The organism is Thalassospira australica, assembly GCF_044790785.1.
GTDB lineage: Bacteria > Pseudomonadota > Alphaproteobacteria > Rhodospirillales > Thalassospiraceae > Thalassospira > Thalassospira australica_A.
In genome coordinates, this window is record NZ_CP085258.1 from 2,245,280 (window position 1) to 2,267,378 (window position 22,099).

Genomic DNA, 22,099 nt, shown 5'->3' on the forward strand with positions numbered 1-22,099 from the left:
GGGACGGGCGACGATGTCATCGCCGCCCCCCAAACTCAGGCAACCTTCTCGGCAGCCGCATCCTTGACAAAGGCCTCGGTACATTTGGCCATCGTCACCGATGCACGGCTGATCGGGTCGGTCATATAGAAATTGCGAACCGGCGAGGTAAAGCCATCAGACTTCATATCGCCTTTCTTGCCGAAATCGGTCCATTCCGCCTTGGTGACAGCATTCAGCGACGCAAAGGTCGGGCTGAGTTCAACCATGCGCGAACGCACGGCATCAATGTTGTCATACGGCAGGGCCTGACCAAGTGCGCCCGAAAGCGCACGGACAATCGCCCAGTCTTCCTTGGCTTCGCCAACCGGGAAAACAGCGCGCCAGCCCTGCTGGGCGCGGCCTTCGGTATTGACATACGTACCGTTCTTTTCGGTATAGGCCGCACCGGGCAGGATCACGTCGGCTGCCTGCGCACCGGCATCGCCCATCGCGCCCTGATAGACCACAAAGGCCTTCTCAAGCTTCGACATGTCGATTTCATCGGCACCCAGAAGGTAAACAACCTCGACATCGCCCTTTGCCGCGGCATCAAGGATGTCATTGGTCGCAAGCCCGCCCTCGCCCGGGACAAAGCCCAGATCAAGGCCACCAACGCGCGATGCGGCGGTGTGCAGAACGTTGAAACCGTTCCAGTCGCCCGAAACCATGCCGTATTTTTCGGCAATCGCACGGACGGTCGCCAGAACCGCATCGCTGTCCTCACGGTTAAGCGCGCCCATGCCAACAATGATCATCGGCTTTTCGGCAGCTTTCAGAACCTTGGCGAAATCGTTTTTGCCATCCAGAACCGCCGAAAGCGTTTCCGCACCGGCACCAAGATAGTCGTGCTTATAGGTCGGGTCCCAACTTTCGCCGATAATACCAACCTTGAAATCACCGGCCGTCGCACGCCAGCGCTTGCGCAGGCGCGAATTGATGATCGGTGCTTCCGCACGGATATTCGCCCCAACGATCAGGCAGGCATCGGCGTCGTCGATCCCGGCAATCGTGGTGTTAAAGATATAGGACGCACGCGGACCGCCGATTTTCGAACCGTCCTGACGGCAATCAAGGTTCGGCGAGCCAAGCTGACCCATCAGATCCTTTAACGCGGTCATCGATTCACAATCGACCGTGTCACCGGCGATTGCGGCAATCTTCTTGCCGTCAAGCCCGGAAACCTTTGCCTTGATCGCGGCAAATGCCTCTTCCCAGGTGGCGGCTTTCAGCTTGCCATCGACACGGACATACGGACGATCCAGACGCTGGCGTTTCAGGCCGTCAATCGCATAACGGGTTTTGTCCGAAATCCATTCCTCGTTCACATCGTCATTGGTACGCGGCAGAACGCGCATGACTTCGGCACTGCGGGAATCGATACGGATATTCGATCCGACCGCATCCATAACATCGATGCTGTCGGTCTTTTTCAGTTCCCACGGACGTGCGGTAAACGCATAGGGTTTGGACGTCAGCGCGCCAACCGGGCAAAGATCGATCAGGTTCCCCGAAAGTTCGGAATTGATCGATGCTTCGATATACGGTCCGACCTCGGTATCCTCGCCGCGATAAACCGCACCCATGGTGCCGACACCGGCGACTTCCTCGGAAAAACGCACGCAACGGGTGCAGTGAATGCAACGGGTCATGATCGTTTTGACAATCGGACCCAGTTCCTTGTCCTTCACCGCACGCTTTTTCTCGGCATAGCGCGACGCGTCAAAACCATAGGCCATCGCCTGGTCCTGAAGGTCACATTCACCGCCCTGGTCACAGATCGGGCAATCCAGCGGATGGTTGATCAGCAGGAATTCCATCACGCCATTGCGTGCTTTCTTGACCAGATCGGAATCCGTCTTGATCACCATTCCATCTGCCGCAGGCATGGCACAGGACGCGACCGGCTTGGGTGCGCGTTCCATCTCGACCAGACACATACGGCAGTTGCCGGCGATTGACAGGCGTTCGTGATAGCAGAAACGCGGAATCTCCTTCCCGGCCTCTTCACAGGCCTGAAGGACTGTCGCCCCGGCTTCTACTTCAACTTCTATACCGTCAACTGTCAGTTTCGGCATGTCTCAATCCCTCTCAACAGGCCCCTCTCAGGCCGCGATCCGTGCGCGATATTCCTTGATCCGCCGTTCCATTTCGGGACGGAAGTGACGGATCAGACCCTGGATCGGCCATGCGGCTGCATCGCCAAGCGCACAAATGGTGTGGCCTTCGACCTGTTTGGTCACATCCCACAGCAGGTCAATTTCATCAAGCGTGGCCTGCCCCCGGACCATGCGCGCCATGATGCGCGCCATCCAGCCCGTGCCTTCACGGCACGGCGTACACTGACCACAGCTTTCATGCTGGTAGAATTCCGACAGACGCGCGATGGCGTAAACGATGTCGGTGGATTTATCCATCACGATCACCGCTGCCGTACCAAGGCCCGACCCCACTTCACGCAGGGCGTCGAAATCCATCAGCACATTGTCGCAGATGTCTTTGGTCATCAGCGGAACCGACGAACCGCCCGGAATAACCGCCAGAAGATTGTCCCAGCCGCCACGAACACCGCCGCAATGCTTTTCAATCAGCTCGCGCAGCGGAATGCTCATGGCTTCTTCGACCGTGCACGGCTTTTCGACGTGACCGGAAATCGCAAACAGCTTGGTGCCGTGGTTGTTTTCACGGCCAAAGCTGGTGAACCACGAACCGCCACGGCGCAGGATTTCCGGCACCACGGCAATCGATTCGACATTGTTCACCGTCGTCGGGCAGCCATACAGACCGGCATTGGCCGGGAATGGTGGCTTCAGACGCGGCTGGCCTTTCTTGCCTTCAAGGCTTTCAATCAGCGCGGTTTCCTCGCCACAGATATACGCCCCTGCACCAAGGTGCAGATAAAGGTCATAATCCCAGCCCGAACCGCAGGCATTCTTGCCAAGCAACCCGGCTTCATAGGCTTCGTCGATTGCACGCTGAAGGTTGGATGCCTCGTGATAGAATTCCCCACGGATATAGATATATCCGGCATGGGCATTCATCGCGAAGCTCGCCAGAAGGCAGCCTTCAATCAGGGTATGCGGATCATTGCGCATGATCTCGCGGTCTTTGCAGGTGCCAGGCTCCCCCTCGTCGGCATTGACGACAAGATAGCTCGGACGACCATCGGATTCCTTGGGCATGAACGACCATTTCAGGCCGGTCGGGAAGCCAGCGCCCCCGCGACCACGCAGACCGGATGCCTTCATCTCGTTGATGATCCAGTCGCGGCCTTTTTCGATCAGGGCCTTGGTGCCGTCCCAGTTGCCACGTGCCTGTGCCGCCTTAAGACCGAAATCCTGAAAGCCGTACAGGTTGGTAAAGACGCGATCTTTATCCTGCAGCATCTCAGGCCTCCCCTTTGCTTGCATCTTCGGACTGATCGGCCGCAGCACAGCCACAAAATGCCTTCAGAACCTTGGGACCATCAATCGGCTCGCAGCCGCGACGACCGATCTGCGGACCGGCTTTCGGCTTTTCACCCTTTTTCAGGGCATCAAGGATCGACTTGGTGGTGTCGGCAGTCAGGTCTTCGTAATAATCGTCGTTGATCTGCATCATCGGTGCGTTAACGCACGCGCCAAGGCATTCAACCTCGATCAGGGTAAACTGGCCGTCTTCGGTGGTTTCACCGATTCCGATGCCCAGTTCCTTTTTGCAGGTATCGACAATATCGGCCGATCCGCGCAGCCAGCATGGCGTCGTGGTGCAGATCTGGATGAAGTTCTTACCCACCGGGGCAAGGTTATACATCGTATAGAAGGTCGCCACCTCATAGACACGAATGGCCGGCATATCGAGCATGTCGGCAATGTAATCCATTGCGACGGTCGGAACCCAGTTCCCCTCGGTCTGACGCTGTGCCAGATCAAGCAGCGGCATGACCGCGCTCTGCTGGCGGCCTTCCGGATACTTGGCGATAATCTTGTTTGCCCGCTCCATGTTTTCCGGGGAAAACGCAAAGCTGACAGGCTGAAGCTCTCTCGGAGCTGGTCTTCTCAAATGGCTCATCGGTCAATCTCACCGAACACGATATCAAGCGACCCGATATTGGCAACGACATCGGCCAGCATGTGGCCCTTGGACATGAAGTCGATGCCCTGAAGGTGCGGGAACCCGGGTGCGCGAATTTTGCAGCGATACGGACGGTTCGAGCCATCCGAAATGAGATACACGCCAAACTCGCCCTTCGGTGCCTCGACCGCGGCATAGCATTCGCCAGCCGGAACGTGGAAACCTTCGGTAAAGAGTTTGAAGTGATGGATCAGGGCTTCCATCGAGCGTTTCATTTCTGAACGCGACGGCGGCGCCACCTTGTTATTCTCAACGATAACAGGCCCATCTGGCATTTCTTTAATGGCCTGCTTCATGATCTTGAGCGACTGGACCATTTCTTCGAAACGCACCAGGAAGCGATCATAGCAGTCGCCGTTCCTGCCGATGGGAATGTCGAAATCGAAATCTTCGTACGAGTCATAGGGCTGTGATTTACGCAGATCCCACGCCAAGCCCGATGCACGGATGTTCGGCCCGGTAAAGGCCCAGTCCAGCGCCTCTTCGGGCGAAACGATACCGATATCAACCGTACGCTGCTTGAAAATACGGTTGCCGGTCAGGATGCGATCGAAATCCTTGACGAATTTCGGGAACTGATCACACCAGGCATCGATATCGGCCAGCAACCCGGCCGGAAGATCGGCTGCAACACCGCCCGGACGGAAATAGTTGGCATGAAGACGGGCACCACACGCGCGCTCATAGAATTCCATAAGCTTTTCGCGCTCCTCGAAGCCCCAAAGCAGCGGGGTCATCGCACCAACGTCAAGCGCAAAGGCCGTCAGGTTCAGAAGATGGTTCAGGATACGGCCCATTTCCGCATACAGAACGCGGATATACTGGGCGCGTTTCGGCACCTCGACACCCATCAGCTTCTCGATGGCCAGGCAATAGGCATGCTCCTGGTTCATCGGCGCGACATAGTCGAGACGGTCGAAATATGGGGTCGCCTGAATATAGGTTTTATATTCGATCAGCTTTTCCGTACCACGGTGCAGAAGGCCGATATGCGGATCGGCGCGTTCGATAACCTCGCCGTCCATTTCAAGAACCAGACGCAGAACGCCGTGCGCCGCAGGGTGCTGCGGGCCGAAGTTCATGGTCATGTTTTTGATTTTTTGTTCCGACATCAGGCCTTGCCCTCCGCCTTTTCATCGCCGGGAAGAACATGCTGGATGCCTTCCCACGGGCTTTCGAAATCGAAGTTACGGAAATCCTGAACCAGTTTCACCGGTTCGTAGACAACGCGCTTCTGCTCGTCGTCATAGCGAACCTCGACATAACCGGTCAGCGGAAAATCCTTGCGAAGCGGATGACCTTCAAAACCGTAATCCGTCAGGATACGGCGCGGGTCCGGGTGATTATCAAAGAAGATGCCGTACAAATCCCACGTTTCGCGCTCGAACCAGTTGGCGGCGCTGTAAACGGAAACGGCACTTGGCACCGGGGTTTCTTCGTCGGTGCTGACCTTGACGCGCACACGCAGGTTATGCTTGAGCGACAGCAGGTGATAAACGACGTCGAAACGCTCGGCACGTTCGGGATAATCAACCCCGCAGATATCGACAAGCTGCTTGAACAAACAGCCCGCATCATCACGCAGGAATGTCAGAACTTTAAGAATAGCATCGCGTTTGACCACGACGGTCAGTTCGCCATAACGGTTCTGGGTTTCCAGAACCTTGTCGGCAAACTGGGACACCACAAGATCTTTAAGATCTTTCAGCGCGGCGCTGTTATCGCTGAGCACTTCGCTCATGCAAGCCCCCTATAAGGATCAGCGTGTCAGGACACCGGTACGGCGGATTTTCTTTTGCAACTGCATCACGCCGTAAATCAGCGCTTCGGCTGTCGGCGGGCACCCGGGAACATATACGTCCACCGGCACAACACGATCACAACCGCGTACCACCGAATAGGAATAGTGATAATACCCACCACCATTCGCGCACGAGCCCATCGAGATCACCCAGCGCGGTTCGGCCATCTGGTCGTAAACCTTGCGCAATGCGGGGGCCATTTTGTTGGTCAGCGTTCCGGCAACGATCATCACGTCGGACTGACGCGGGCTCGGACGGAACACAAGACCATAACGGTCAAGGTCGTAACGCGACGCCGCGGCATGCATCATTTCCACAGCACAGCAGGCCAGACCGAACGTCATCGGCCACAGCGAACCGGTGCTCGCCCAGCTTGCCAGCTTGTCGAGATTGGCAAGGACAAAGCCCTTGTCATTCATCTCGTCGAACACGCCTTTAAGCAGGGTATCCTGATCCTGACCGGGTGCCAGGGGTGCGCCTGTATTGGTGCTCACTCCCATTCCAGTGCTCCCTTCTTCCATTCATAGACAAATCCGACCGTCAGCACAGCCAGGAAAATCACCATCGAAAAGAAACCGAAGGTGCCAATGTCGCCAAGGGTCACAGCCCAAGGGAACAGGAACGCAACTTCGAGATCGAAAATGATGAATAAGATAGCGACCAGATAGAACCGGACGTCAAACTTGATGCGCGCGTCTTCAAACGGCGCAAACCCGCATTCGTATGCGGACAGTTTTTCAACATCAGGAGCCTGCTTGGCCAGAACCAGCGACGCGATGACGATTACCGCCGAGAGACCGACGGCGATCCCGATAAAAATCAGGATCGGAAGATATTCCGAAAGAAGCTCTTGCATCTCTCTGACCTCTCAAGAACAGGCCTCTTTTGACCCGACCAGGTCCCCACCCGGTCCATACCGGCGCACCATAACGTATGCACCGCACAAGTTCCAGCCCCGTAAGCGGTTTTAACACCGCCTAAGGCCGGAAACTTCCTAATCTTTTTGCCTTTTTCTGTCCTCCGATATCGGGCCTCGTTACGCCATGATCAAGTCCCGTTCCTGCAAAGCAGCATGTGCCCTGCGTGAAAAGGTGATCGCGGAAAGGACGTAACGTCCGAAGACAGACAACAGATGCGTGATCATGGCGGGAGCGACGGGACTTGAACCCGCGGCCTCCGGCGTGACAGGCCGGCGCTCTAACCAACTGAGCTACGCCCCCAAATGACCAGCTATTGGCGCGCCTTTGTTAGACCAGCCCCTATGCCAAGTCAAGCTGATACCAGCGTTTTCAACCTGCTCGACAATTGCGCGCGAGATCATCACCCTGTGAAACACATCACAGCCCCCGGCTTTCTGACAAATATCCTGTTTCCAGATACTTCGATGAACGGTTTCGCGGGTTACCTTTGCATCCTGCGCCTAGCTTTTATAGAATTGTTGATAAATAGAATATATTCTTTGCTGCTAGGGACAGAATCCTGAAAAGCAGGCATGTTCGCGCAAACGCAGAAACGAAGTGACGGAGAAGACCACCAGTGGGGCGCGTAAAGGAAGAATACAGGTCGCTTGCAGGCCCGGAAAAGGCCGCGATTCTGATGTTGGCACTTGGTGAAGAACACGCCACCAAAATGTTCAGCATGATGGATGACGAGGAAATCAAAGAGATTTCCCAGACCATGTCGGGCCTTGGCACCATCAGCTCCAATATCGTTGAACGCCTGTTTGTCGAATTCGCTGATCAGCTTTCCTCGACCGGCTCGCTTGTCGGTTCGTTCGATACGACCGAACGCCTGCTGTCCAAGGTTCTGCCCGAAGACCGTGTCAACGGCATCATGGAAGAGATTCGCGGCCCCGCCGGTCGCACCATGTGGGACAAACTGAACAACGTGAACGAGGCGGTTCTCGCCAACTATCTCAAAAACGAATACCCCCAGACCGTTGGTGTGGTGCTCTCGAAACTGAAATCGTCCCACTCTGCTGCCGTTTTGTCGCTATTGCCGGAAAACTTCTCGATGGAGGTCATCATGCGTATGCTGCGCATGGAGGCCGTGCAGAAAGAGGTTCTCGACAATATCGAGAAAACCCTGCGTACCGAATTCATGTCGAACCTTGCGCGTGGCTCGCGCGGCGACAACCACGAACTGATGGCCGATATTTTCAACAGCCTGGATCGCCAAAGCCAGGATCGCTTCCTCACCGCGCTGGAAGAACGCAACCGCGACTCTGCGGAAAAGATCAAGGCGCTCATGTTCACCTTCGAAGACCTCGCCCGGCTGGACAACAACGGCGTTCAGACGCTGCTGCGCCAGGTCGAAAAAGACAAGCTTGCGCTGGCTCTCAAAGGCTCGACCGACGGGATGCGCGACCTGTTCTTCAAGAACATGTCCGAACGTGCCGGCAAGATGATGCGCGAAGACATGGATGCACTCGGCCCCGTCCGCCTGTCGGATGTCGAGGAATCCCAGATGATGATCGTCCAGCTCGCCAAGGAACTGGCCGCCCAAGGTCAGATCGTCATCTCCGAAGGGGGGGGCGAGGACGAAATGGTCTACTGACCCCAACATCCGTCCGATCATCGAACCCGGAAACGGGACGGCCTTTTGTCGTCCCGTTTTTTTGCGCCCCGTCATCAATGCTCCGAACACCCCACTGCCAACCAGCCACACGGCACAGAGCCCCCCGTCTCCGCCAAGGTCGCCGGGGTCACAACGGCGGCAAAATGGCCAACGGCCCCACTCCAGACGCAGGCCGAAACGCAACAGCGGATTGCCAGCCCTTTTTACGCTTCTCTTTTGCCAACTCGACACACCACGCCCGTAATGACTTTTGCCATTTTCGGGCCTGGCCCCTGTTTCGGATGCCTTGAATGACGGCTGGCATCGCGCCGTGAAATGGTTTTCCTTTTCTCACATGACTGTCCAATATCCCGGCCCATGAAACCTTCATGCCCGCCGGGTTCGTAATGCGGGGTCAACAGGCCCCCTCGCCCATACCCCACGCCCGCGCCTCAACCGGCGCCCGCAGGGCATCACGGCCCTTCATCATCGACATTCGTGATCATGGTCATCCTTCCTTTCGGAACAGCACATGCGCCGCCCGTTCCGTTTGCACTGCAAACATCCTGTGACGGCATCATTTCGGGATTGTCTGGGAAATTATTCAGGAATCCGAAATCAGCAGATTCCGGCCCCTCTCGCCCGCGATGCAGGCGCAATTATCAAGTTGATAAAACCTGTTTACCACGATAAAAAGAACAAATCAAGAACAAAATTGACCGACCATGAAAAAGGCAGGATACAAACCCGATGTAGTTCGCATATGCGAGTATCGGAATTATTCAGAAAAACAGCGCCACTGGCAAATGTAGCCCATTGCATCCCGGCTGATGAAAATTCCCGATTTTTCGGGTCCGTGCACCCTACCCGGCGGCCTATCCGATGATCACATTCGGCACCGGATCGGTGATCGATCTGATTTCCCAGCGCAGCCTGTTCTGCCCGCCGGTTTCGATGAACTCGGCCGCGTTGTGGCTGCGTATGCCCGCCGTGGTGCGTAACTCGATCCTGCCGGTCATCTCATATCCCAACGCGGTCAGACGTTCTTCATACTGGTCAGGAACAAAGCCGCCGCGTATTTCAACGGTATTCGATTCCGCCCTGAAAAACATTTCAAGGATTCGCGAATTGCGCCGCACAAACACAAAGCTTTTGTCGCGCATGATGTTGCCGCGCCGCTCATAGACGATGCGAAAGACGCCTTCCCCCTGATAGGCCAGTTCCGAGACGCCGGAATCGCGCTTCAGATCGGCAAGCACCTTTTCAACCCGTTCCTCTTCCTCATCGGCATCGATTTCTTCGTTCAGAATGGCTTCGGTAATTGTCGGTTGTACCAGAAGCCCGCGATAGCTGAACCGGTAATCGCCATTCTGCTCGACATTGAGGTCAATGGTGAAGTCGTCAGGCAGATAGCACCCTGCCAGCACCACAGGTGCGATAATCGCGATCAGGAAGCCCCTTGAGATCCATCGGCTGCGGTTGACAACCACAGACCCCAATGACGCCACAAGCGCACGGAACGGCATTCTGGAAAGCATCGTCATTGGCGGCGTCATCCTGACTGCGATTGTTGGGACAAGCTTGCCTGTCGGACGGAACCGCGTCAACCGTCGCATTGGGTCATGATGCCCCGCATCAATCCATCATGCAGCGCAACAGTATTCTGATTCGCAAAAGAAAATCGATTTGTCCAGAAACGCAAAAAGCCGGCGCGAGGCCGACTTTTGCAAGAATGGTGGGTGATGAGAGATTCGAACTCCCGACCCTCTCGGTGTAAACGAGATGCTCTAACCAGCTGAGCTAATCACCCGTATTTTGATGCCCCGTTTTTCGGAAGCGGGCGGAACATACCATGCTTTTTTGAAAAAGCAATGCCGGTGACGCGTGTCACCGGCATTTTTTTTCAGAACATCGTCAACCTTAGTTGACGGCGTCCTTAAGACCCTTGCCAGCCTTGAATTTAGGCTGTTTCGATGCCGGAATGTCGATTTCTTCACCGGTGCGCGGGTTGCGACCTTTTGAAGCAGCGCGAGCAGCGACAGCGAAGGTACCGAAACCGACGAGACGAACTTCGTCACCGCCTTTGAGAGATTCGGTAATGGAATCGAAAACAGCGTCAACGGCTTTAGCAGCGTCCGCTTTGGACAGATCGGCTTTAGCAGCTACACTTCCAACGAGATCGTTTTTATTCACTTCCTGGCCCCCTTATTGGACGTTCGGAGTTATGAGGAAATTTGGTTTGCCCCAAACCTGTTGCATGGGCAGTGTAAGCAGGTCGCCAACATCCCGTCAATGCGAGAGACGCAGTTTTCTGCGGTTTCGAACGTTTTTTTGATTTTTTTCGTCTTTACAGCCCTGCCGCTGTGGATCAATGCCGATTCTTGGCCAAAGTTATCCACAGAAAAGGGGGGATGGCGCTGCCATCCCCCCGGTTTTCGAACGTTTTTTTCGCTTATCAGTGAGTGGTAACACCACCGACTTCCGATTCTTCGCCGTCCTTGGATTTGACAGCGACGTCATCCACCTCTTCTTCCCACTCGATGGGAACCAGCGGATTGACCAGCGCATGGCTGAGAACCTCGTCAACATGGGAAACCGGAATGATTTCCATGCCGCGTTTGACGTTATCTGGAATGTCTTCCAGATCCTTTTCATTTTCCTGCGGGATCAGGACGGTTTTGACACCGCCGCGCAATGCCGCAAGAAGCTTTTCTTTCAAACCACCAATCGCAAGCACACGGCCGCGAAGCGTGATTTCGCCCGTCATCGCGACATCCTTGCGCACCGGGTTGCCGGTCAGGACCGAAACAACCGATGTCACCATGCCGACACCGGCCGACGGACCGTCTTTTGGCGTCGCCCCTTCCGGAACGTGAACGTGAATGTCACGTTTCTGGAACAGCGTCGGCTTGATGCCGAACTGGGTGGCGCGCGAACGGACAAACGACGTTGCCGCCTGGATCGATTCTGTCATGACTTCACCGAGTTTACCGGTGGTTTTCATGTTGCCCTTGCCCGGTACGGTGACCGATTCAATCTGCAACAGATCACCGCCGAATTCGGTATAGGCCAGACCGGTGACAACACCGACCTGATCTTCGCCTTCGGTTTCGCCATAGCGGAACTTGCGAATGCCTGCATATTTGCCAAGCGTCCGCGGCGTGACACGAACCGTTTTCAGGTTTTCAAGCATGATGCGCTTGGTCGCCTTACGCGCAAGCTTTGCCAGTTCACGTTCAAGGCTGCGAACACCGGCCTCGCGGGTGTAGTAACGGATCAGATCACGAAGCGCGTCGTCCGAAATGCTCCACTCGCCCTTCTTCAGGCCGCTTTCCTTGACCTGTTTCGGGATCAGGTGGCGCTTGGCGATTTCGACCTTTTCATCCTCGGTGTAACCCGAAATCCGGATGATCTCCATACGGTCCAGCAACGGCTGCTGCATGCGCAGGCTGTTGGCGGTCGTAACGAACATCACGTCCGAAAGGTCGTAATCGACTTCAAGATAGTGGTCGTTGAAGGTCGAATTCTGTTCCGGATCAAGAACTTCAAGCAATGCCGAAGCCGGATCGCCGCGGAAATCCGAACCCATTTTCTCAATCTCGTCGAGAAGGAAAAGCGGGTTGGAATATTTCGCCTTTTTCATGCCCTGGATGATTTTGCCCGGCATGGAACCGATATAGGTCCGGCGATGACCGCGAATTTCAGACTCGTCACGCACCCCGCCAAGCGACATGCGCACAAAAGTACGACCGGTCGCATTGGCCATCGATTTCCCAAGCGAGGTTTTACCAACACCCGGAGGACCGACAAGGCACAGAATCGGGCCTTTGACCTTTTTGATACGCGCCTGAACCGCAAGATATTCAAGGATGCGTTCCTTGACCTGCTCAAGACCGTAATGCTCCTTGTCGAGCACCTTCTTGGCCTTTTTCAGATCAAGCGAAACACGCGAACGCTTGTTCCACGGAATGGACACCATCCAGTCAAGATAGTTACGCACCACGGTGGCCTCGGCGGACATCGGGCTCATATTGCGCAGCTTCTTAAGCTCGGCCTGGGCCTTTTCCTTGGCTTCCTTCGGCATCTTGGCCTTGTTCAGCTTCTCTTCAAGTTCAGAAGCCTCATCCTTGCCGTCTTCGCCCTCGCCCAGTTCCTTCTGAATGGCTTTAAGCTGCTCGTTCAGATAATACTCACGCTGGGTTTTTTCCATCTGGCGCTTGACGCGGTTGCGGATCTTTTTCTCGACCTGCAACACGCCGATTTCCGATTCCATGAAACCGAAAATGCGTTCCAGACGATCCCCGACAAGGCTGGTTTCCAGAAGTTCCTGTTTTTCGGAAATCTTGAGCGACAGATGCGATGCCACCGTATCGGCAAGCTTTGCGGGATCTTCGATCTGATTGACCGATACCAGAACTTCCGGCGGTATCTTTTTGTTGAGCTTGATATACTGCTCAAACTGGGTCACAACGGAACGCGCAAGCGCTTCAAGCTCGCTATCGTCCTCATCCGCTTCCTCGCGAACAGTGGCATAAGCCTGGAAAAATTCGGGATTGTCGACGAAACCGGAAATCTCCGCGCGCTTGCCACCTTCGACAAGCACCTTGACCGTCCCGTCCGGCAGTTTCAGAAGCTGCAAGACGGTTGCAACAGTCCCGATTTCATAGAGATCGTCGACAGACGGATCGTCAAGACCCGCATCTTTTTGGGTAACAAGCAGAATCTGCTTGTCTTCGCGCATTACATCTTCAAGTGCGCGCACTGATTTCTCACGTCCGACAAACAGCGGAACAATCATGTGCGGAAACACTACGATGTCGCGCAACGGCAGTACCGGGTAAATTTCGCCACGCGCCAATTCAACCATTATGTTCTATTCCCTATTCTGAGCCAAAACGTTGCTGGGGTCCTGCCATAGGCCCCGCCAGTAACGCGAACATTCAAAAGATAATCTGAAATCCCCGCACCGCAATAGGATGCCGGTGCGGGATCAGAAATCAGGCACTGTGTTCGACACCTTCACGTCGTTCGGCATGGATCAGCAACGGTTTTGCCTTTCCTTCGACGACATCACGGTTGATCACGATTTCCTCAACGCTTTCAAGGGTCGGCAGATCGAACATGGTATCAAGCAGGATGCCCTCCATGATCGAACGCAGGCCACGCGCACCGGTTTTACGCTCGATCGCCTTTTTGGCAATCGCCACCAGCGCATCGGGCTGGAAGGTCAGCTTCACGTCTTCCATGTCGAACAGACGCTGATACTGCTTGATAAGCGCATTTTTCGGTTCGGTCAGAATTTTGACCAGCGCATCCTCGTCGAGGTCTTCAAGCGTTGCCAGAACCGGCAGACGACCGATGAATTCCGGAATAAGACCGAATTTCAGCAAGTCCTCGGGTTCCACTTCGCGCAGGACATCACCGGTGCGACGATCTTCGGGACTGCGGACATCCGCACCGAAACCGATCGCACTGCCCTTGCCACGCTGTGAAATCACCTTGTCCAGGCCTGCGAACGCGCCGCCGACGATGAACAGGATATTGGTGGTGTCGACCTGCAGGAATTCCTGCTGCGGGTGTTTGCGCCCGCCCTGCGGCGGTACCGATGCAACCGTACCTTCCATGATTTTCAGAAGGGCCTGCTGCACACCCTCGCCCGACACGTCACGCGTGATCGACGGGTTGTCGGACTTGCGCGAGATTTTGTCGACCTCGTCGATATAGACGATGCCGCGTTGCGCACGTTCGACATTGTAGTCGGCTGCCTGAAGCAGCTTGAGGATGATATTTTCGACGTCCTCACCGACATAACCTGCCTCGGTAAGGGTCGTGGCATCTGCCATGGTAAACGGCACATCAAGGATGCGCGCAAGCGTCTGCGCCAGAAGCGTCTTACCACAACCGGTCGGACCAACCAGCATGATGTTCGACTTGGCAAGTTCGATATCCTCGTTCTTGCTGGCATGATGCAGGCGTTTGTAGTGGTTGTGAACCGCGACAGAGAGAACTTTCTTCGCATGGCCCTGACCGATCACATAATCGTCAAGAACCTTGCAAATCTCTTGCGGAGAAGGCACCCCGTCTGCCGATTTGACGAGATGGGTTTTGTGCTCTTCGCGGATAATGTCCATGCAAAGCTCTACGCATTCATCACAGATGAACACGGTTGGACCGGCGATGAGCTTGCGAACCTCGTGCTGGCTCTTTCCACAGAAAGAACAATACAGAGTGTTCTTGGAGTCCCCGCTATTCGATTTGCTCATACAAACCCCAATTACGTTTGACGTTATCTTTTATCGCCATGTTAGCCGGTAAACGATACCGATCTCAACGTTTAATCTGCGCTTATCGGCCATATGGCCTCTTGTTTGATATGGGACCGCACCCACGGATGCGAAACCCCTGTCCATTATCACCTGAACGTTATGGAATTTCGCATGTTCCAAACATTGTCACAGAAGCTACTTATACGTCCTGTCTATGACCAGAGGGTGAACGGACGCAAGCCATAAAAAAAACGCCCCGGCAAAACACCGGGGCGTTTTCATCGGATCGTTATGGAACGATCAATCTTTTTTCGCATCGGATTCCGGTTTCGGACGCGAGGTAACCACCTCGTCAATCAGGCCGAATTCCTTGGCCTGATCCGGGGTCAGGAAGTTATCGCGTTCCATTGCGTCTTCGATTGTCTTGAGATCGCGGCCGGTATGTTCGACGTAAATCTCGTTAAGACGCTGACGCAACGCCAGAATTTCACGGGCATGGATTTCAATATCCGATGCCTGCCCCTGGAACCCGCCGGACGGCTGATGGATCATAACGCGTGCATTCGGCAGGCAGTAACGCTTGCCCTTTGCACCGGCCATCAGCAACAGTGACCCCATCGAAGCCGCCTGCCCCATGCACACCGTCGATACATCGCAACGGATGTACTGCATGGTGTCATAGATCGCCAGACCCGACGTCACCACCCCGCCCGGGGAGTTAATATAAAGCGAAATATCCTTATCCGGATTTTCCGATTCGAGATGCAACAACTGCGCACAGATCAGTGACGACATGCCGTCATGAACCTGGCCGTTGATGAAGACGATCCGCTCCTTGAGAAGACGGGAAAAGATGTCGTAGGCCCGTTCACCACGGCTGGTCTGTTCAACCACCATCGGCACGAGCGAGTTCATCTGTGCTTCAATCATCGACTGCAATCTCCTTGCTGCATCCTAAACCGGTATGTCGGACGGATTACTTCTCTTCCGATTTATCGGCCTTTTTCTTGGCGGCCGGCTTTTTCGCAGCAGCTTTCTTGGCCGGAGCCTCTTTGTCTGCAGCTTTTTTAGCCGGTGCCTTCTTGGCAGCCGATTTCTTCTTCGGAGCTTCGTCTTCCTCTTCCGGCTTAAGAAGGTCTTCGACCGAAACGGTCTTGTCTTCTACCTTGGCGAGTTCGACGATGAAATCCACGACCTTGTCTTCATATACAGGGCCCTGAAGCGCCTGCAAGGCCTGCGGGTTATTTTTATAGAATTCAATAACCTGCTGTTCCTGCCCCGGATATTTCTGGGCTTCGGCAACAAGGACCTTGTTCACGTCTTCCTGGGTAACCTGGATTTCGTTTTTACGGCCGACTTCTGCCAGAAGCAGACCCAGAAGAACGCGGCGTTCTGCGATTTCGCGGAATTCCTCGGTCAGTTCTTCTTCGGACTTGCCTTTGGTCTCGTCATCTTCCTGACCGGCTTCACGCGACTGTTTGATCTGGGCGATGATGCCTCCCAGCTCGTTCTCGACCAGGCTGGTCGGGAGTTCGAAGCTGTGGTTTTCAGCAAGCGCGTCAAGCAACTGGCGTTTCAGTTTCTGACGGGCAACCGATTCGTACTCGCGACCGAAATCCTTGCGGATGGCGTCCTTGAGTGCGTCAAAGCTTTCCTGGCCGAGTTTCTTGGCGAGTTCATCGTCAAGAGCTGCCGGTTTCTTTTCCTTGATTTCCTTGACGGTTACGTCGAACTCGGCATCTTTGCCAGCCAGTTCTGCCGCACCATAGGATTCCGGGAATTTCACCTTGACGACAATTTCGTCACCGGCGTTAACGCCGGTCAGCTGATCTTCGAAACCTTCGATGAACGAACCCGAACCAAGTTCGAGTTCGTAATCTTCGGCTTTACCGCCTTCGAAAGCTTCACCGCCGATTTTGCCAAGGAAATCGATGACGACAACGTCACCGGCTTTCGACTTGCGCTTGCGTGCGAGCGGCTCGGTCGTGCCCTGCGCGCTTGCAATACGGTCAAGCGTTTCGTTAACCTTGGTATCGTCAAGTTCAACGACTTCGCGGGTCAGTTTCAGCTTTTTGAAGTCCATCGGTTCGATGGTCGGAATGATTTCGACAGCGATGTCGAACTCAAGATCCTTGCCTTCGTCAAACGAAGTCACTTCGATTTTCGGCTGAACGGCCGGGCGCAGGTCATTGTCGTTAAGAACCTTGCCGGTGTTTTCGTTTACAGCGGCTTCAAGAACTTCGCCCATGACAGCCTGGCCATAGCGCTGGCGCAGCAGTTTCGCCGGAATCTTGCCCGGACGGAAGCCCGGCAGGCGAACCTGGTCTTTGATCTCGTCGAGTTTGGCGACGACTTTTTCTTCGATCTGAGCGGCGGGCACAACGACTTTGAACTCGCGCGCCAGGCCTTCGTTTTTGGTTTCAGTAACCTGCATAGATAACTCTTTTGCTTGGTTCGAATAATGTCCGTTACGCGACGCAGTCCGGACGTCAGAAAGTCAATATGACTAAACGAATATGCATCCTGATCTTAATTTGTGGTCGGCTTATGGTACGGGCGAAGGGACTCGAACCCCCACGGATTGCTCCACTGGAACCTAAATCCAGCGCGTCTACCAGTTCCGCCACGCCCGCACACAAGCATACCAAACACACCGGAAGTACCAGTATGGGTGCGCCTTAATACAAACTTCGATCATGTCATGCAAGCATCGCCTTTTAGACAGATGCAATCAGGCCAGCATTTAATTTCCAACAGGCCGGTTTTCTGCGTTTCACAAGGTTGTTTGAAGGTTCAAAAAACTAGCGCGCCAGACGTTTTATTGCCCCCGAAGCCGCAACCTGCCCCTGCCCGACATAGCTTTCGTGGTTTTTTTCGATATGGACAAGGTCGTAAAGATAGTTGACCATCATGCCAAAGGACTGCTGCCAACCGGTTTCATTTCCGTTGCCATGCCAGTTAAGCCGTTCAATACGCGCGCCGTTGGTCAGGTGGAAATGACCGACCGGGTCAAAGGCGGTTCCGCTATCGGGTCTGCGCGCATTGACAAGATACCAGCAACACAGCAATTCAAGCGCCTCGCGCGTTTCCGGGCTGACCTCGTCCGGGCGCTCGGCAGATGGTTGCGGTTCGAACAAATCTTCGCAATCGGTTATGGCGGCTTCGATATGGGCAGGCAGCGATCCTGTCACCCGCAGCGCCCCCATACCGGCACCTGCCACGACCGGGAGTCCGGTTACCTCGCCACGGTTGCGGGCATCGATCTGTTTTTGCATCCATGAACGGAATCCCGGAATAGGCGACAGGGTACTGAACTGTTTGAGGTTGGGTAAATCGCGTTGCAGTTCGGCCACCACCCGCTTGATCAGGAAATCGCCAAAGCTGATCCCGGCCAGTCCGGACTGCGCATTCGAAATCGAATAAAAGATTGCGGTATCGGCATGACCGGGATCGGCGGCGTCCTCGCCCCGGTTGATCAGATCATCGACGCTTCCAGCGATGCCGTTGACCAGTGCCACCTCGACAAAAATCAGCGGTTCGTCGGGCATGCCGGGATGGAAAAATGCAAAGCAGCGCCGGTCAGACGCAAGACGGCCTTTAAGGTCATCCCAGCTTTTGATCGCATGCACGGCTTCGTAAGCGATCAGTTTTTCAAGCAAGGCAGCCGGTGAATTCCAGGTGATTCGCGATAGTTCGAGAAAGCCGATATCAAACCAGCCGGTCAGCAACGTTTTCAGATCGCGTTCAAGAATACCCAGCCCCGGTGCTTCCTTTCGCCAGCGCAAAAGATCGCCGCGAAGGTCGACCAGAAATTTAACCCCCTGGGGCAAAGAGTTGAATTCTTTCAATAAAGATCGAAATGGCGGGGTTAACGTTGTACGCAATTCTGCTTCGAGCAATGCCCGTTCGGCAACGTCATCCGCCGCCATCCAGTCCGCCATGACATTGGCGACACGGTCACGGTCGACATCGAACTCGGCCGCAAGAAGATGCAGGAATTCCTTTTTACCGGCCTCATCCAGACGTAAAAAATCATGGCCCAGTGTCGCCGCCCGGGCCCGTGCGGAAACCGCACCACCGCGTCGCGCGAGACAAGCTTCTATCTGGTTGCGCCATCTTTCCTTGCGGTTTTCATTTTCATCAAACCCAAGCCCGCGCGCGACCGTGCTGTCGCGTAATTCGCGCCATGCAGAACGCAGGTTATCAAGCGTTCGATCCAGAAAGGTTTGCGACATCCCGTTCTCCAAAACCTATTGCGCCGGTTCCGCAACGAACCGCCGCGCATTTGCAACAGCCTTGGCGTTTCAATTTATTATTTTGCGTGGTCGGTCCGTTTTAGCCAACGTCCACAGCCATTGATATTGTGATCGCGGCTGCATTCCGCCAGCCATCGACCCAACCCCATCTTAATGACAGGAACACAGGTCAGTTGTGTTCGATCTGCTAAATCATTTGGGCAATGCGTGCCAAAGTTCGCCCAGCAAAACCGGCAGATGTTCCGGGATATCTTCAGCAATCAGACCCGGACCAAGTTCGGCCCCGGCGCGGGCATGGAGCCATACCCCCATGCAGGCGGCATCGAACATTTCCATGCCCTGCGCCATCAGCCCGCCAATGATCCCGGCAAGCACATCGCCCGATCCGGCGGTTGCCAGCCACGGTGCATCAATCGCATTGATTGCCGCCCGTCCATCGGGTGCGGCAATCACCGTATCGACCCCTTTGATCAGCACCGTGGCACCGCTTCTCTTGGCAGCGGCACGCGCTCGACTTAACTTGTCGCCTTCAATATCAGGGAACAGCCGCGCAAATTCACCTTCGTGCGGTGTCAGAACCGTCGGCCCCTGAATGGCGAAAAACAATGTGCTGGGTTGTTCGGCAAAGCTGGTCAGCGCATCGGCATCCAGAACCGTACAACGACAATAATGCAGCAATGGAATGACACGGCTGCGTGTTTCATCACCGACACCAAAACCCGGTCCGATCACCAAGGCATTGTGGCGACAGTCCTTTAAAAGGTCATCAAGGCCAGCAATCGATGCCGTCATGATACCGGGGCTATCCGCGGCGTAAACCGGCAAGGCCGCTGGTTCGGCAACTACGGTCAGCAACCCTGCCCCCGCCCGCCTTGCCGCGCGTGCCACAAGGCGCGCGGCACCGGTCATGGTGGCACCGCCCATCACCAGCAGATGACCGCGATGATATTTGTGCCCGTCGACACCGGGCCAATGAATTCCAGCCCGCCAGCAGGGCGGATCATTGCGCATCAGCGTCGGTCGGATATCGCGAATGGCCTGATCGGGAATACCGATATCGCGAACAACCAGTTGCCCGCATAGTATTCGCCCCGGCAACAGATAATGGCCGGGCTTCGCGCGGCAGAATGTCACGGTCAGATTCGCCCTGATCGCCACACCGCGGACATCGCCGGTATTCCCATCGACACCGGTTGGAACATCAACCGCAACGACCGGTGAACCGCAGGCATCGACAGCATAGACCAGATCGGCAAGTTCGCCTTCGATCGGTCGGGCCAAACCCGCCCCGAACACGCAATCGACCACCAGTTCGGCCCCCACCAGCAATGCCGGGGACAGACGTTCAACCGCCCCATCCCAACGACTGGCATTCAGGGCTGCATCACCGGTCAGCTTTTCAGAATCGCAAAGCAGACCCAGCCGAACCGGCCAGCCCGCGTTGCGCAGCAAACGGGCGATGACAAATCCATCGCCGCCGTTATTGCCTGGCCCGCACAAAACCGTCACAGAACGGGGCGACCACCGCGATATGATTTCCTCAACCACGGCGGCCCCGGCATTTTCCATCAGGACATCACCCGGCGTTCCGGCAGCGATGGTTTTGCGGTCGGCTTCATACATCTGTTCGGTGGTAAGGATTTCGAACATTTTCACCTGTCACATTCGGAACTTTGTCGAGATTGCCGGATCATCCGGAAATCGAGCAGACACCGGTAGCTATTTGTTTTCCCGATCAGTATATTGCAAACGCAATCGCGAGTCAGAGACTAACGCGCACTTAATATCCGAACGAGGCTTTTCCGGCATGCATGTTGTCGTGATGGGCGCTGGCGTCATCGGGACGACGGCGGCCTGGTATCTTTTGGAAAACGGCCATCAGGTTACGGTCATCGACCGACAGCACGCCGCCGGACAGGAAACAAGCTTTGCCAATGGTGGCCAGATTTCCACATGCCACGCCACACCGTGGGCAAACGGACATACCCCTGTCCAAATCCTGAAATGGCTGGGACGTGAAGAAGCGCCGCTTTTGTTCAGGATGCGATGGGACCCGCAACTGTTTTCATGGGGATTACGGTTTTTGCGCAATTGCACGGATAAACGTGCGCGCGCAAACCTTGAAAAGGCACTGCGGATCGCGACTTACAGCCGCGATTGCCTGAAAAATCTGCGCAGCAACCTTAACCTTGAATATGATCATCTGGAACAGGGTATTCTTCACGTCTGCCGGAATGAGGATGAACTGGCAACAGTTGAAAAAGCCACACGCCAGATGCAGGAATTCGGCCTGAACCGCCATATGGTAAGTGCTGCGGAATGCCTTGAAATCGAACCGGCATTGCGTGACAGCAATGCCAAGATCATCGGCGGCAGCTTCACCCCCGATGATGAAAGTGGCGATGCGCGAAAATTTACCGAACTTCTGGCAGAACAATGCCGGGAACGCGGGGCCATCTTTAGGCTCGGCACCACCATAACCGGTCTTAAGCAGGATCAGGGACGGATTACCGCCGTCAGCACCGATAAGGGCGATGTTACGGGCGATTGTTATCTGATGTGTCTGGGTAGTTACAGCCCGCTTTTGTTAAAGCCGATCGGCATTCATTTGCCAGTTTATCCGTGCAAGGGATATTCGATCAGCATCGATACCACCGGATATAACGGCGCGCCACAGGTGGCCCTGATCGATGACAGTGTAAAGATGGTTTATTCCCGGCTTGGAAACCGGCTTCGCGCGGCGGGCACGGCAGAACTGGACGGGTATAATCTGAGAATGTCGGAACGGCGTCAAAAGATGATTGCCGATAAGGCATTCGAATTGTTCCCGAATTCCGGTGATCGTTCAACAATCGAGTTCTGGTCGGGACTTAGACCCGTCACACCCGATTCTGCCCCTGTTATTAGTGATACCAAATATGATAATCTTTACCTCAATACGGGGCACGGGACATTGGGGTGGACCATGAGTTGTGGTTCCGGAAAGGCTATCGCGGACCTGATAGATGGCCGCCAGCCAGATATCTCGCTTCTCGGACTGGGCATCGACCGTTTTTAAACGATTGATTACTGGATAACGATGGGATCA

General features: G+C 55.1%; 17 protein-coding genes and 3 tRNA genes. 2 read left to right on the forward strand and 18 right to left on the reverse strand.

The window, feature by feature from the left end:
* Positions 1–35: 35 nt before the first annotated feature.
* The 8 genes from nuoG to LG297_RS10805 form a co-directional block, all read right to left on the reverse strand.
* Positions 36–2,096 carry an NADH-quinone oxidoreductase subunit NuoG gene (nuoG, locus tag LG297_RS10770; RefSeq protein WP_404426897.1) on the reverse strand — a complete coding sequence of 687 codons (2,061 nt, stop codon included), beginning with the start codon at positions 2,094–2,096 and terminating at the stop codon, positions 36–38.
* Between the two features lie 27 nt (positions 2,097–2,123).
* Positions 2,124–3,404, reverse strand: coding sequence for an NADH-quinone oxidoreductase subunit NuoF (gene nuoF / locus LG297_RS10775; protein ID WP_404426898.1), 1,281 nt, complete (start codon positions 3,402–3,404; stop codon positions 2,124–2,126).
* A gap of 1 nt (position 3,405) precedes the next feature.
* Positions 3,406–4,068 carry an NADH-quinone oxidoreductase subunit NuoE gene (gene nuoE / locus LG297_RS10780; RefSeq protein WP_404426899.1) on the reverse strand — a complete coding sequence of 221 codons (663 nt, stop codon included), beginning with the start codon at positions 4,066–4,068 and terminating at the stop codon, positions 3,406–3,408.
* Entirely contained in the window at positions 4,065–5,243 is a 1,179-nt protein-coding gene (locus LG297_RS10785) for an NADH-quinone oxidoreductase subunit D (protein ID WP_404426900.1), read from the reverse strand. The genes nuoE and LG297_RS10785 overlap by 4 nt, the downstream gene beginning before the upstream one ends.
* Positions 5,243–5,872 carry an NADH-quinone oxidoreductase subunit C gene (locus LG297_RS10790; protein WP_404426901.1) on the reverse strand — a complete coding sequence of 210 codons (630 nt, stop codon included), beginning with the start codon at positions 5,870–5,872 and terminating at the stop codon, positions 5,243–5,245. The genes LG297_RS10785 and LG297_RS10790 overlap by 1 nt, the downstream gene beginning before the upstream one ends.
* An 18-nt stretch (positions 5,873–5,890) precedes the next feature.
* Positions 5,891–6,433: an NADH-quinone oxidoreductase subunit B family protein gene (locus LG297_RS10795; RefSeq protein WP_007089407.1), complete on the reverse strand. Its 543-nt coding sequence runs from the start codon at positions 6,431–6,433 to the stop codon at positions 5,891–5,893.
* Positions 6,424–6,789, reverse strand: coding sequence for an NADH-quinone oxidoreductase subunit A (locus tag LG297_RS10800; protein ID WP_007089406.1), 366 nt, complete (start codon positions 6,787–6,789; stop codon positions 6,424–6,426). The genes LG297_RS10795 and LG297_RS10800 overlap by 10 nt, the downstream gene beginning before the upstream one ends.
* Positions 6,790–7,076: 287 nt before the next feature.
* Positions 7,077–7,153, reverse strand: a tRNA-Asp gene (locus tag LG297_RS10805).
* Between the two features lie 316 nt (positions 7,154–7,469).
* Here LG297_RS10805 and fliG point away from each other — a divergent pair.
* Positions 7,470–8,489 (forward strand): flagellar motor switch protein FliG, encoded by a 1,020-nt coding sequence (gene fliG / locus LG297_RS10810; RefSeq protein WP_404426902.1) that lies wholly within the window; start codon positions 7,470–7,472, stop codon positions 8,487–8,489.
* A gap of 875 nt (positions 8,490–9,364) precedes the next feature.
* Here fliG and LG297_RS10815 read toward each other — a convergent pair.
* From LG297_RS10815 to LG297_RS10860, 10 genes are all read right to left on the reverse strand, one after another.
* A complete protein-coding gene (locus LG297_RS10815; RefSeq protein WP_404426903.1) occupies positions 9,365–10,033 on the reverse strand; it encodes a hypothetical protein in 669 nt (222 codons plus the stop codon).
* Positions 10,034–10,222: 189 nt separating this feature from the next.
* A tRNA-Val gene (locus tag LG297_RS10820) sits at positions 10,223–10,299 on the reverse strand.
* A gap of 110 nt (positions 10,300–10,409) precedes the next feature.
* Positions 10,410–10,682 (reverse strand): HU family DNA-binding protein, encoded by a 273-nt coding sequence (locus tag LG297_RS10825; RefSeq protein WP_007089403.1) that lies wholly within the window; start codon positions 10,680–10,682, stop codon positions 10,410–10,412.
* Positions 10,683–10,944: 262 nt separating this feature from the next.
* The gene (gene lon, locus LG297_RS10830; protein WP_404426904.1) at positions 10,945–13,356 is read right to left on the reverse strand and encodes an endopeptidase La; all 2,412 of its coding nucleotides are present in this window, start codon (positions 13,354–13,356) and stop codon (positions 10,945–10,947) included.
* A 130-nt stretch (positions 13,357–13,486) separates the two neighbouring features.
* Positions 13,487–14,752 carry an ATP-dependent Clp protease ATP-binding subunit ClpX gene (gene clpX, locus LG297_RS10835; protein ID WP_404426905.1) on the reverse strand — a complete coding sequence of 422 codons (1,266 nt, stop codon included), beginning with the start codon at positions 14,750–14,752 and terminating at the stop codon, positions 13,487–13,489.
* Between the two features lie 303 nt (positions 14,753–15,055).
* Positions 15,056–15,685, reverse strand: coding sequence for an ATP-dependent Clp endopeptidase proteolytic subunit ClpP (clpP, locus tag LG297_RS10840; RefSeq protein WP_007089400.1), 630 nt, complete (start codon positions 15,683–15,685; stop codon positions 15,056–15,058).
* Between the two features lie 46 nt (positions 15,686–15,731).
* Positions 15,732–17,189, reverse strand: a complete 1,458-nt coding sequence (gene tig, locus LG297_RS10845) for a trigger factor (RefSeq protein ID WP_404426906.1) — start codon at positions 17,187–17,189, stop codon at positions 15,732–15,734.
* Between the two features lie 114 nt (positions 17,190–17,303).
* Positions 17,304–17,388, reverse strand: a tRNA-Leu gene (locus LG297_RS10850).
* Between the two features lie 168 nt (positions 17,389–17,556).
* Positions 17,557–18,990 carry a malonyl-CoA decarboxylase gene (locus LG297_RS10855; protein ID WP_404426907.1) on the reverse strand — a complete coding sequence of 478 codons (1,434 nt, stop codon included), beginning with the start codon at positions 18,988–18,990 and terminating at the stop codon, positions 17,557–17,559.
* A 213-nt stretch (positions 18,991–19,203) separates the two neighbouring features.
* On the reverse strand, positions 19,204–20,661 hold the full coding sequence (locus LG297_RS10860) for an NAD(P)H-hydrate dehydratase (RefSeq protein WP_404426908.1): 1,458 nt from the start codon (positions 20,659–20,661) through the stop codon (positions 19,204–19,206).
* 157 nt (positions 20,662–20,818) lie between these two features.
* Between LG297_RS10860 and LG297_RS10865 the strand changes: the two genes are divergently transcribed.
* Positions 20,819–22,069, forward strand: coding sequence for a D-amino acid dehydrogenase (locus LG297_RS10865; RefSeq protein ID WP_404426909.1), 1,251 nt, complete (start codon positions 20,819–20,821; stop codon positions 22,067–22,069).
* The last annotated feature ends 30 nt before the right edge of the window (positions 22,070–22,099 follow it).